Origin of the sequence: Olsenella phocaeensis (assembly GCF_900120385.1) — a bacterium.
Lineage (GTDB): Bacteria > Actinomycetota > Coriobacteriia > Coriobacteriales > Atopobiaceae > Olsenella_I > Olsenella_I phocaeensis.
In genome coordinates this window covers 724,334-737,044 of record NZ_LT635494.1, presented here as the reverse complement: position 1 = coordinate 737,044, position 12,711 = coordinate 724,334, and the positions used below count along the sequence as shown (strand labels likewise).

General features: G+C 66.9%; 9 protein-coding genes. 1 reads left to right on the top strand and 8 read right to left on the bottom strand.

Features of this window, described 5'->3' with window-relative positions; genetic code table 11:
• Positions 1-7: 7 nt before the first annotated feature.
• The 6 genes from BQ7388_RS03485 to BQ7388_RS03450 form a co-directional block, all read right to left on the bottom strand.
• Positions 8-1,387 carry a YgeY family selenium metabolism-linked hydrolase gene (locus BQ7388_RS03485; RefSeq protein WP_072499790.1) on the bottom strand — a complete coding sequence of 460 codons (1,380 nt, stop codon included), beginning with the start codon at positions 1,385-1,387 and terminating at the stop codon, positions 8-10.
• Between the two features lie 103 nt (positions 1,388-1,490).
• On the bottom strand, positions 1,491-2,705 hold the full coding sequence (gene dpaL, locus BQ7388_RS03480) for a diaminopropionate ammonia-lyase (RefSeq protein ID WP_062529520.1): 1,215 nt from the start codon (positions 2,703-2,705) through the stop codon (positions 1,491-1,493).
• A 310-nt stretch (positions 2,706-3,015) separates the two neighbouring features.
• Positions 3,016-4,035, bottom strand: a complete 1,020-nt coding sequence (locus BQ7388_RS03475; RefSeq protein ID WP_234946811.1) for an ABC transporter ATP-binding protein — start codon at positions 4,033-4,035, stop codon at positions 3,016-3,018.
• The gene (locus BQ7388_RS12595; protein ID WP_200781422.1) at positions 4,032-7,076 is read right to left on the bottom strand and encodes an ATP-binding cassette domain-containing protein; all 3,045 of its coding nucleotides are present in this window, start codon (positions 7,074-7,076) and stop codon (positions 4,032-4,034) included. Before BQ7388_RS12595 ends, BQ7388_RS03475 begins: the two co-directional genes overlap by 4 nt.
• Entirely contained in the window at positions 7,073-7,795 is a 723-nt protein-coding gene (locus BQ7388_RS03455) for an energy-coupling factor transporter transmembrane component T family protein (RefSeq protein ID WP_234946810.1), read from the bottom strand. The genes BQ7388_RS12595 and BQ7388_RS03455 overlap by 4 nt, the downstream gene beginning before the upstream one ends.
• Complete coding sequence (locus BQ7388_RS03450) at positions 7,785-8,432, bottom strand: MptD family putative ECF transporter S component (RefSeq protein WP_072499788.1); 648 nt, start codon at positions 8,430-8,432, stop codon at positions 7,785-7,787. Before BQ7388_RS03450 ends, BQ7388_RS03455 begins: the two co-directional genes overlap by 11 nt.
• 197 nt (positions 8,433-8,629) lie before the next feature.
• Between BQ7388_RS03450 and BQ7388_RS03445 the strand changes: the two genes are divergently transcribed.
• Entirely contained in the window at positions 8,630-9,109 is a 480-nt protein-coding gene (locus BQ7388_RS03445) for a hypothetical protein (RefSeq protein ID WP_072499787.1), read from the top strand.
• A 173-nt stretch (positions 9,110-9,282) separates the two neighbouring features.
• Here the strand turns inward: BQ7388_RS03445 and ade are convergent, their stop codons facing one another.
• Both ade and BQ7388_RS03435 read right to left on the bottom strand, forming a co-directional pair.
• Positions 9,283-11,112 carry an adenine deaminase gene (gene ade / locus BQ7388_RS03440; protein WP_072499786.1) on the bottom strand — a complete coding sequence of 610 codons (1,830 nt, stop codon included), beginning with the start codon at positions 11,110-11,112 and terminating at the stop codon, positions 9,283-9,285.
• 54 nt (positions 11,113-11,166) lie between these two features.
• Positions 11,167-12,549, bottom strand: a complete 1,383-nt coding sequence (locus BQ7388_RS03435) for an NCS2 family permease (protein ID WP_009277985.1) — start codon at positions 12,547-12,549, stop codon at positions 11,167-11,169.
• Between the last annotated feature and the right edge of the window lie 162 nt (positions 12,550-12,711).

The window sequence follows — 12,711 nt, the reverse complement described above, 5'->3', positions numbered from 1 at the left end:
GCGTGTGCTACTTGATGTCGTTGTTGGTGAGGCCGGCGCGGAACTCAGTCACGTCACCGGTGGCGGCGGAGCCGTCGTAGAGGTTCAGCGCGGCGGTGTAGAGGGCGGCGCAGGTCACGAGGTCCTGCTTGTAGGTGATCTCGTTGGGGGCGTGGGCCTGGGACTCGGCGCCGGGGCCGAAGCCGACGCAGGGGATGCCGTAGCGCCCCTGGATGGAGACGCAGTTGGTCGAGAAGGTCCACTTGTCGACCAGGGGACGGTGACGCTTGTCCATCGAGGGCTCGCAGCCGATGCGCTCGTCGCCGAAGAGGGCCTTGTGGGCGTCGACGAGGGCCTTGACGTGGGGAGCGGACTCCTTGTTGATCCAGGTCGGGAAGTAGCACTCGGTCTCGTAGACCTCGCCGGTCCAGGAGGGACGGTCGTACATGTACATGGAGACCTTGACGTCGTCGCCGTACTTCTTGACGGCGGGCAGGTTGCGGACCTCGTTGAGGCAGGACTCCCAGGTCTCGCCCGCGGTCATGCGACGGTCGATGGAGATGGCGCAGGAGTCGGCGACAGCGCAGCGGCTGGGGCTGGTGAAGAAGATCTGCGACACGGTGCAGGTGCCGCGGCCCAGGAAGCGGGCGTCCTCGAAGTGGTCGGGGTTGTACTTGGGGTCGAGCATCTTGACGAGGCCCTTGATGGCGGTGGACTCGTCGGCGCCGTTGTTGTTGAGGGAGCGGACGTCGGCGATGATGTCGGCCATCTTGTAGATGGCGTTGTCGCCGCGGTCGGGGGCGGAGCCGTGGCAGGAGACGCCGTGGACGTCGACCCTGATCTCCATGCGGCCGCGGTGCCCGCGGTAGATGCCGCCGTCGGTGGGCTCGGTGGAGATGACGAACTCGGGCTTGATGCCGTCCTTGTTGTAGATGTACTGCCAGCACATGCCGTCGCAGTCCTCTTCCTGGACGGTGCCGACGACCATGATCTTGTAGCCCTCGGGGATGAGGTCCATGTCCTTCATCATCTTGGCGGCATAGACGGCGGAGCAGACGCCACCCTCCTGGTCGGAACCACCGCGGCCGTAGATGAGGTCCTCAGTCTCGTAGCCCTCGTAGGGGTCGGCCTCCCAGTTGTCGCGGTTGCCGATGCCCACGGTGTCGATGTGGCCGTCCATGCAGAGGATCTTGTCGCCCTCGCCCATGAAGCCCATGACGTTGCCAAGGCCGTCGACCCTGACCTCGTCGAAGCCCAGGCGCTCCATCTCCTCCTTGATGCAGGCCACGACCTCCTTCTCCTCGCAGCTCTCGCTGGGATGAGAGATCATCGCGCGCAGGAAGCGGGTCATGTCCTCCCTATGGGACTCCGCGACTTCCTTGATCTTGTCGTAGTCGAGCTCCTTCATTCCTTACCTCCCAAGTCAAAGCCTTCAGTGCCGATATCCGTCGCGAGCCGCCTCTTCTTGGCCCCCTCCCCTGGCCCGCAGGGAGGAGAGGACCCTCGGAACCCTACTCGGTGGCGTACGCGCCGCCCCAGACGACCTCGCGGTAGCGGACAGGGTCGGTGTCGCCCTCGGTCGAGAAGAGTAGGACCTTGGAGTCGCGCCCGAGCTCCAGGACGTCGCGCAGCTCGGCGTAGTCGGGGTCGCTCATGATGGTCGAGATGACGCCCATGCCCACGGCCCCGGACTCGCCGGAGGTGACGGAGGGGTCTCCCTTCGTGGGGGCGGCCAGCATGCGCATGCCCTTCGCCGCAACCCAGTCGGGGCAGGAGAGGAAGGCGTCCGCGTGGTTGCGCAGGATGTCCCAGCCGATGGTGTTGGGCTCGCCGCAGGCGAGGCCTGCCATGATGGTCTGGAGGTCGCCGCCCACGATGCGGGGGTCGCCGTCGCCGGCGAGGGCGCCCTGGTACAGACAGTCGGCCGCACCTGCCTCCATGATCACGAACTTGGGCGGGCAGCTGGGGAAGAGGTTGGCGAAGTAGCCCACCATGGCGCTGGCAAGGGAGCCGACGCCGGCCTGGACGAATACGTGGGTGGGACGGTTGACCTCGAGCTGGCGGAGCTGCTCGGCAGCCTCGGCGGCCATGGTGCCATAGCCCTGCATGATCCAGGACGGGATCTTCTCGTAGCCCTCCCAGGCGGTGTCCTGCACGATGACGCCGTGCTCGGTCTCGGCCGCCTCCTTGGCCGCCAGGCGCACGCAGTCGTCGTAGTTGAGCTCCTCGATGGTAACCTTGGCGCCCTCCTTGGCGATGTTGTCGAAGCGCGTCTTGGTCGAGCCCTTGGGCATGTGCACGACGGACCTCTGGCCCAGCTTGTTGGCGGCCCAGGCGACGCCGCGGCCGTGGTTGCCGTCGGTGGCGGTGAAGAAGGTGGCCTGGCCGAAGTCCTTCTGGAGCTGATCGGAGGTGAGGTAGTCGAAGGTCATCTCGGACACGTCGCGACCGGTCTCGTCGGCGATGTAGCGGGCCATCGCGAAGGAGCCGCCCAGGACCTTGAACGCGTTGAGGCCGAAGCGGTAGCTCTCGTCCTTGACGAAGAGGCCACCCAGGCCAAGGCGCTCGGCCATGCCCGCGAGGTTGGCAAGGGGGGTCACCGAGTACTGGGGGAAGCTCCCGTGGAAGGCGCGGGCCTTGGCGACGTTGTCGAGCGACATGACCGGCAGGTTCACGTCCTCGCTCTTGGGCATCCCGTTGGCAACCCACTTGATCTTTGGCTCCATGCTGCGTCCCCTCCTGGACTTCCGTGACCCCGATACTTACATACTGTGCGCTTACCAAACTTTTTGTTTGGTACCAATAAATATAGGCTCTTTTCCGCGCTTGGCAAGGGGCTTCGCAAGGAGTACGTCGCAGGCGGCAGGCCGTTCGACGAACGGCCCCTCTGGGGCTTTGAACGTCGTTGTTCTCTTTGTCATATAACGCTTCCCAAGAGCAGCGCATGGGACGGGCCCGCCGGACATGCCTCGCATGCCTGGCGGGCCCCTCGTGTTCCCGTCTCCCTTCCATGGGGCGGCAGGGTGACCCCGCCTCCTACCTCACGCGCCAGCCCTGGGCGCGTCGGCGGTCTTCCCAGAAGCTGCGGTAGCGACCTTCCTGGGAGAGGAGCTCCCCATGCGTCCCCAGCTGGGTGACGCGGCCGTCCTCCAGCATGGCTATCTGGTCCGCCCCGGCTATGGTCGAGAGCCGGTGGGCGATCGCGATGACCGTCCTGTCGCGCGCGAGCTCGTGCATCGCCTCGACGATGGCCGCCTCGTTCTCGGCGTCGAGTGCCGCCGTCGCCTCGTCGAAGAGGACTATGGGCGCATCCTTCAGGAGGGCCCTGGCTATGGAGACGCGCTGTCGCTCGCCGCCGGAGAGCCTTCCGCCCCCCTCGCCCACGCGCGTCTCCCAGCCGTCCTCGAGGCGCTCGGCGACCTGATCGGGGCGGGCGACGCGCACGGCATGGCGCACCTGCTCGTCCGTGGCGTCGGGCTGCCCGAAGCGCACGTTCTCCTCGATGGTCCCGTCGAAGAGGTACACGTCCTGGAAGACGAGGGAGACCATCCCCAGGAGCTCCTCCACCGCCATGTCGCGCACGTCCACGCCGCCGATCCGCACGGCGCCCCCGTCCACGTCCCAGAAGCGCGCGATGAGGCGCGTGAGGGTGGTCTTGCCCGATCCCGAGGGCCCCACGAGCGCAGTCAGGCGTCCCTCGGGACAGACCAGCGACACGTCGTCTATGACGGGACGGGCCTTGTCGTACGAGAAGCTCACGTGGTCGAACTCTATGCCAGCCCCCTTGGGGTGCTGCGGGGCGTCCGTCTCGGGCAGGGGCTCCGCCGCGAGGATCCTCTCGGAGGTGTCGATGGCGTTCTGGCAGACGCTCATGGACATGCTCTGGCTTCCCGCCTTCAGGAGGGCGTCCACGGAGCGCAGGGCGAGCACGACGACGAAGAGGTATTCGACGGCACCCAGCTGCCCCAGGGCCAGCAGGGCCGTTGCGCAGAGGAGGGTGAGGCCGAAGACCAGGTAAACGAGCAGGGTGTAGACGGTGATGGGCCTCTGCGTCATGTCGAGGNCGCCGTCGCCTCGTCCAACACCAGCACCGGGGCGTCCTGCAGGATGGCGCGGGCGATGGCCACGCGCTGCGCCTCGCCGCCCGAGAGCTCGCAGTCCGCAGAGCCGAAGACCGAGTCGTACCCCTGGGGGAACTCCATGATCCTCTCGTGGATCCGCGCAGCCTTCGCCGCCTCCACGACCTCCTCGTCAGTCGCGTCTGGTCGGGCGAGCCGGATGTTGTCGCACAGGCTGACCGAGAGCAGCATGCTCTCCTGGAAGACGATCGCCACCTTGGAGAGGAGCGTCTGGGAGGAGAGCTCGCGCAGGTCGACGCCACCCAGGCTCACGTCGCCCGACGTGGGATCCCAGAAGCGCGGGACGAGACGGGCGAAGGTGGTCTTGCCGCTGCCGGAGTCCCCCACCAGCGCGCAGACGCTGCCAGGCTCGATGCGCGCGCTCACGCGGTCGAGCGCGAGGGGAGCGTCGGGCGCGTACCTGAAGCAGACCTCGTCGAAGCGCAGGCCCATCGGGTCCGAGGGAAGCTCGCGGGGCTCGGCGGCCTCGGCAAGCCGCTCCACCGAGAAGACCGCGTCCAGGTGCTCGAGGTGCTGCTCTGCCGTCCGCAGGAAGCTCATGCTCGACGTCACGGTCAGCATGGCGACCGGAATGGACGGGCCAAGCACCAGGAAGGGCACGCAACCCGCGAAGTCGAGCCAGCCCCAGCTCACGAACAGGCTGCTCGCGAGGCCCAGGAAGGCGAGCATCATGCCCGGCGAGATGAAGCCCCCCAACAGGCTGAAGGGCCCCGCCGTGAGCTTCGTCCACTCGAAGGTGACGTCGCACAGGCGCTCCACGGCGTCGCGATAGCGCGAGCCCACCCGCCTTGCGCTTCCGAAGGTCTTCACGACCTCGATCCCCTCGGCGATCTCGACCACGGCCGAGGAGAGCTCCACGTTCGCCTCGTTGTACTGCACGGCAAGCGCCTCGAAGTCGCGCATCATGAAGGCCATTGACACCACGACGAAGACGGCGACGTACGCCAGAAGAGCGAGGGCCATCCGCCAGTCTGCGGCAAAGAGGACCACGAGCGGCACCAGGGGCGAGAGCAGCGCCCGGACGACCTCCGTCGGGGCATGGCCGATGGTCTGGTGCAGGCCCAGCACGTCGTCGGAGACCGCCTGCTTGACCTCGCTGGAACTGCGCTCGCCGAACCAGCCGAGGGGCAGCCGGGAGAAGTGGTCGAGCAGGAGGTGACGCGCGTTCACGCGAAACCCCGCATCCGCCCTGTGGCATACGCCCGTCCCGCCACCAAAGAGGATGCGGTCCAGCGTGGCGCAGACGATGGCGGCGGCGACCATGAGGGCGAGCGTGGAGGGGTCGGGAAGCCTGCCCCGCAGCGCCGCCTGGGCGATGGCGATCGCGACGAGGTACGGGACGACCCCCGCCACGACCGAGAGCGCCGACATGACCATCCCGATGACGATGGTGCGATGGACGGGCCTAGTCAGCCGCAGGTAGAGCGCCCACAGGCGCGCGTTCTTCTGCCTCCTCCCCGCCCTCTCCTTCCCGGGGGCCGGCTCGCCGCGCCCCCTGGTCTCCATGCCCTTCGTCCCTCGCTCGCGCATGGTGGCTCCTTCCGTCGGTCGTAGCTGGTAGGCATGGGTGCAGCAGCTCTGCATGAACTCGTTGTCGTGCGTGACCACCACGACGCAGAGCCCCTCGTCGCAGGCGAGCTGGAGCGCGCGGGAGACCTCCCGCATGCTGATGGCGTCGAGCCCGCTCGTCGGCTCGTCCAGCACGAGCACGGGCCTCTCGCTCATGAGTCCGCAGGCTATGGAGAGTCGCTGCCTCTGCCCGCCCGAGAGCGTCATCGGATGCCGCTCGCGCAGCTCCCAGAGGCCCAGCTCGCGCAAGAGGCACCGAGCGCGCTCCCTGTGCGGCCCGTCATGCGCGACCAGGAGCATGACCTCCTCCTGGACGCTCGGCGTGAAGAACTCGGCCTTGACGTCGTTGGGGCTGTACCACACCAGCCGACGCAGCTCGCGTCGCCCACGGGGACGCCCGCCCACCAGCACCGACCCGTGGCTCGGCCTCGCGAGCCCGGCCAGGACGCGGGCGAGGCTGGTCTTCCCGGCACCGTTCGCGCCCGTCACGGCCAGGATCTGCCCGGCGGACGCAACGAGCGAGACACCGTGGAAGACCCGCCTGTCGCCGAAGGAGACGCCCAGGTCGCGCAGCTCGAGGACGGCACCTCGTCCCGGACTCGCACTTGGAGCCGGAAGCTGTGGCCTCATGGTCTTCCGGACGTCCCTGAGCCCCCAGGAGAGGCGCGTCTCGCCGGGGAGGGCCAACATCTCCTCCCTCGTGACCTCCCGCTCGACCTTTCCCCCGCGCACCAGCAGGAAGCGGTCCGCGACGCCCATGAGGTAGGCAAGGCGGTGCTCGGCGATCAGGATCGCCATGCCCCGCTCCTTTAGCTGCCGCAGGGTGCGCCCCAGGGAGTCGGCCGCTGCCACGTCCAGGTTGGACGAGGGCTCGTCCATGGCCATGAGCGCCGGGTGCGGGCCCAAGGCGGAGGCTATTGCCACCTTCTGCTTCTGCCCGCTGGAAAGGCTGTCGTTGGGTATCCCCCTCAGGGGGCCCAGCGACAGCTCGTCGATCGCCCCGTCCGTGAGCTCGACCACGCGGTCGTGGTCGTAGCCCAGGTTTTCGCAGGTGAAGGCTATCTCCCCCGCAAGCTGGCTCGAGAAGAACTGGGTCGAGGGGTCCTGGAACACGCTGCCCACGAGCTCCGCGCGCTCCCAGAGGGCAAGCCCGTCGGCGGGATGCCCCGACAGCGTGACCTCGCCCGTACCGCTGCCGGGATAGTACCCTCCGGCCAGGCCGTTCACGAGTCGGATGATGGTGGTCTTGCCGCCGCCCGATGGACCGCAGAGCACCACGCACTCGCCGGCGGCGACGTCCAGGCTCACTCCGTCGACGGTCCTGGACGCCCCCCTGTACGCGAACGAGACGCCCCTCAGGGAGAGGACCTCCTGCCTCGGCCCGCTCATGCCATCATCCCGTTTGCCATGACGGCCCCCGCGCAGGCAGCGAAGGCGAGGGTCACGCAGGCGAGGTCAAGCGCCCCCGCCGGACGCTGGTAGTAGCTGCTGCGCGCCATGGGAGCCTCCGCCGCGCGAGTCACGGCGGAGGACGAGAGCTGGTCCGCGCTGTCCACGAGCGACATCAGGGCAGGGACCATCACGTACTCGTAGCTGTCCAGTGGGTTCGACAGCATCTGGCGCCATGCCGTGAGGCCACGCTTCCTCAGGGCGTCCCTCAGGAGGCGCCAGCTGACGGCAAAGGTCGGAAAGAAGCGCAGGAACACCAGGGCCCCCAGGATGACCTTCCTGGGGCAGCGCGCCCGCGCGAGCGCGGCGCTGATCATGCCCGGAGGCGTCATGAAGAGCACGCAGGCGGCCGCCGTCACGGGGAAGAGGTGCCACATCTGGAAGACGTGTATGGGAGAAATGACGATGGGAGCGACGCCCCAGTAGGTGTACGCGACGTACACCGGCCCGAGCACCGCGAGGAAGGCCAGCATGCCCAGGGCGATGCGCCGCTCCCTGGCAGCCAGCAGGTAGGCGATCGACGACAGGCTGAGCGCGAGCATGGGATACGGTCCCAGGTTCGTCGAACAAGCCAGCATGGCCAGGAGAAGCACGGTCGCCTTCGTGGCGACCGTGAGCCCCGCTCCCCTGGCGTCCCCCTCGCCCACCCTACAGGGCACCGGCACGCTCGAAGTGCCTCTTCATGAGCGTCCTCCCGACGAGGCAGCCCAGGAAGCCCACGACCATGGTGGCGATCATGATGGCGACGACCCACACGGGGTTGCCGTAGTACTTGAAGAAGGCGTCGGCGTAGGACTGGTCCAGGCCGCGCTCCAGCATGGTCTGCGACACGTACGCGTCCATGTTGCCCAGGTAGGGGATCAGCGTGGAGAGCAGGTACAGGCCGCTGAACGCGGTCCATGACGCGGTGGCCCACCAGGGGTTCTGGCGCTGCCGCTGCGTCCGCAGGCAGACGAGGTCGAGGAGCAGCCCGCCCAGCACGTAGAAGGGCAGCATGAAGAGCATGTTGCCCATGGTGCAGAAGAGCAGCGCCGCGACGGTGGTGAAGACGGTGGTCACGCCGAGGCGGTTGACGCGACGCACCATGAGCATGTACACGGGCGCCGCGAGGAACACGGCCGCCCCGCCCGAGGCGACCATCGCGAAGTCGTAGGAGAACATGGTGAGCATCGACCCCACGAACATGATGACCACCGTGAGCGCGCTCAGCAGGGCCGCGGTCACGACCTCGCGGACCCCCCACCCACGATTGGGCTCGGTGGCCTTCCCCTTCTCGTCTTCCTTCTCACCTGACATTCGAACGCTCCCTAAAAGTTAGTTACTGTTAACTCATGAATCGTAGCATAGGTTGGATGAGAGTTGCCTGAGCCGATCCGAGCCTCCCACGCCCACGCGAGACGCACGCCTCGCGAGCAAGGGAACGGGAGCCCCCATCGGGTATCTTTATTTGACCGAGCCAAGCGCCCCTTGGGGGCGAGGAAGAGAGGTGCGACATGCTCGAGGCAGACGAGGCCAGAAGGATCGCCGGCGAGGCGCAGCCGGGACGCGAGCGCGCCGAGGCGGACACGCTGTCGGGCAACGCGCTCAAGTGGGCCATGAAGAATGCCATCGGCCAGACCGACACGCGCATACGTATGTACGCGACCTACGGCCGCAGGTCCCTGACGGTGAAGTTCGCACCGGGCGAGGGAGACGGCAGGGGCAGCGGCAACTCGTTCTACAACGACCTTCTGGCGAACAGCAACATGATCGTCGCGGACGCAATGAGCGACATCATCTACGGGCGGGAGCAGACGCTCATCAGCCCCATCCAGCAGGCGCGCCTTCTGAACGAGTACAACGCGCAGCTGGTGCACTTCATCCGCACGCTGCGCCGGCTGGGCTACGACGTGAAGACCGGCACCGAGGCATCAGACGACGCCGAGGGAGGAAACGCCCACCGCGACGACAGCACGATCATCGTCAGCTGGTAGACCCACCAGGACTGGCTCCGGACGTCCAAGGAGAGAGGGGCGCCGCACGGCTTCGGTTCCGTGCGGCGCCCCTCCCATTTGCGGCCAAGACGAGGGAGGCCCGCGCCAGGGGAGCTGACACGGGCCTCTTGGTGCTTGCGTGGCCTAGCCTTGCGGCATGTCCTTAGGGGGGACTAGTCCTCGACCACGAGGGACTCGAACTGGAAGGTGTCGGTGTTCACCAGGCCGCGGTTGGTGAGACGCAGGCTGGGGATGCACGCGAGCGAGAGCAGGCCCATGGTCATGAAGGGCGAGGGCATGGTGCAGCCCATGCTCTTCCAGGCCTCCTCGACCTTCTCGACGTCCGCCGCCACGTCCTCGACGTGACGGGGGCTCATGAGACCGCAGATGGGAAGCGCGACCTGGCCCAGGATCTTGCCGTCCTCGACCGCGCACTCGCCACCGCCGCACTCGACCAGGGTCTTGGCCGCCAGGGCCATGTCGGCGTCGTTGTCGCCGACGACCAGCAGGTTGTGGGCGTCATGGGCGACGGTCTGCGCCAGGGCGCCGTGGATGCCGAAGCCCTTGACGAAGCCGTAGGCGAAGCTGCCGGTGTTGTTGTGGCGCTCGAATACGAAGGCCTTGAGCAGGTCGTTCTCGGAGTCGGCGACGAGCTGGCCGTCCTTGATCGGAGCCTGGACGAGGATGCCCTCGGTGATGGTGGAGCCAGGGGCGACGACCATGGTGCGAACGGTCGCGGAATCACCGGAGAGGGCGTTGCCCTTGGAGTCCACTGCGGGGATCCGGAAGGTGGACTCGTCGATGTCGACCGCGACGTGCATGGTGTCGGTCATGAACTCGGGGTACTGGTAGGAGCCCACCTCGAAGAGGGCCTTGCCGTCCTCGGCCACGATCTCGCCGTCGATGATGGTGCGGGTGACGCGGAAGTCCTTCAGGTCCTCGAGGAAGACGATGTCGGCGCACTTGCCTGGGGTGACGGAGCCCATGTCGGTGCCCATCTGGAAATAGGTGGCGGCGTTGATCGTCACCATCTGGATCGCGGTGATGGGGTCGATGCCCTCGCGGACGGCCATGCGCAGGATGCGGTCGAGGTGGCCGTCGGAGACGAGCGTGTTGGGGTGGTTGTCGTCGGACACCAGGTTGCAGAGGCGCGTGTCGACCTTGCCGCCGGCGACGGCGGGGGCAAGGTCGTGCAGGTTCTGCCAGGCAGATCCCTCGCGGATCTGGGCGTACATGCCCAGGCGCAGCTTGGCGAGCACGTCCTCGGCGCGGATGGACTCGTGGCAGGACGAGACGCCCGACGCGATGTAGGCGTTGAGGCCGCGGTCGGTCTCGCAGACGCTGTAGTGGCCCGTGACGGTGGCGCCGGCCTTGAGGGTGGCGTTGACCTCCTCGATGGCGTTGTCGGCGCAGGAGAGGATGCCCGGGTAGTTCATCATCTCGCCGAGGGCGACGACGGAGTCCCAGCCCATGGTCTCCTCGACGCCGGCGGCGTCGACGGAGGCGCCGGTGTCCTCGAAGCCGGGGACGGCGGGCACGCAGGACGGGGTGGTGATCATGGCCTTCAGGGGCACGCTCTTGGCGACCTTGGCTACCTCGGCCACGCCCTCGAGCCCGGTGACGTTGCAGAGCTCGTGGGGATCCCAGTAGATGCCGGTGGTGCCGTGGGGCACGACCGCGCGGGCGTACTCGTCGACGCCGACCATGGAACTCTCCACGTGGATGTGGCCGTCCATGAAGCCGGGGGCGACGTACTGTCCCTGGGCGTCGATGACCTTGGTGTTCTCGCCGATGCAGTGCTCGGCGGTGTACGGGGCGATGCCCACGTAGGCCACACGGCCCGCCGCGATGGCGATGTCGGTGTCCTCGAGGATCTCGTGCGTGGTGACGCTGACGAGCTTGGCGTGACGAATCACGAGGTCAGCGGGCTCCTGGCCCTGTGCCACCTTGATGAGGGTGCGGTTGCACTCCCAGAGGGGCATCTTGCAGAACTTGTTGAGCATGGTGCGATCCCTTCTCTTTGACCGGCTGTTGCGAGGTCGCAGCTGCGACCAGACCTACACGAAGAAGTACTTGGCCACGAACAGGAGCGCTATTACATACATTGCCACACTGACCTTCTTCTGGCGCTCCTTTCCGCCGAGCGTGTTGATAACGACGTACGAGATGAAGCCCAGGGCCATGCCCTCGACGATGCTGTAGGTGAAGGGAATGGTGAAGAGGCAGATGAAGGCAGGCATGGCCTCGGACATGTCGGAGAAGTCGATGTTGAGCAGCGACGAGATCATGAGGAAGCCGACGATGACCAGGGCAGGAGCCGTGGCGAACGAGGGGATGGCCAGGAAGATGGGCGAGAGGAGCAGGGAAATCAGGAACATGATGCCGGTGACCAGCGAGGTGAGGCCGGTCTTGCCGCCGGCGGCGATGCCGGCCGCGCACTCGACGACGGAGGTGGTGGCGGAGGTGCCGGTGACGGCTGCGGTCAGGACGCCCACGGACTGGGCGACGAGGGCGTTCTTGAAGCGCGGAAACTTGCCGTCTTCCTGGAGTACGCCGGCCTTGGAGGCGGACCCCACGAGGGCGCCGAAGGTCTCGGAGATGTTGGTGAAGAGGTAGGCGATGACCACGGTGGCGAAGCCGACGCTAAAGACCTGCGAGAAGTCCATCTTCATGAAGGTGGGAGCCATGGAAGGGACGGAGAGGCCGCGGGAGAAGTCGGGGATCAGGCTGCCGTAGCCGGCCGCGGGGTCGGGGACGTAGACGCCCGCCAGCTGGCAGACGAGGCCGAGCGCCCAGGTGATGAGGATGCCGAGAAGGATGTTGCCCTTGACGTTGTGGATCATGAGGAGCGCGGTGATGACGATGCCCACGAGGCCCAGGAGCGCGGAGATGCCGCCGGTGGCGAAGCTGCCGTCCTGCATGCTGCTGTGGAAGGGGAAGATGGTGATGAGCGTGGAGGGACTGTCCACCACGATGCCGGCGTTCTTGAGACCGATGAGGGTGATGAAGAGGCCGATGCCCGCCGTGATGGCGAACTTGAGGCTCAACGGGATGGCGTCCAGGACGACCTCACGGATGTTGGTGAGGGCGATGACCAGGAAGATGAGGCCCTCGACGAAGAACGCCGCGAGCGCGACCTCCCAGGTGTAGCCCATGCTCAGCACGACCGTGTAGATCATGAAGGCGTTGAGTCCCATTCCCGGGGCGAGGATGAAGGGATAGTTGGTGGAGAGGGCCATGAGGCAGGTGCCGAAGGCGGCGGTGACTGCCGTGGCGGTGAAGACCGCGCCGGGGTCCATCCCGCCGTCACCCAGGATGGAGGGGTTGACGACGAGGATGTAGGCGATGGTGACGAAGGTGGTGATGCCTGCGATTATCTCCGTCTGGATGTTGGTTCCGTGCTCTTCCAGGTGGAAGAACGACTGAATCTTGTCCTTCATGAGCGAGCGATCCTTTCTTGGCGAGTTTGCAAGAGTGTCCCTAGAGGGCGGCCAAAGTCGCCTCCTCTCAGCCCTGACGTGGCGCGGAGCCATAACTTCTATGAGTGGAACCAGACCACGCCCTGGCGTGGTCCAAACATGGGGGGCCGTCGTGACTCTTGG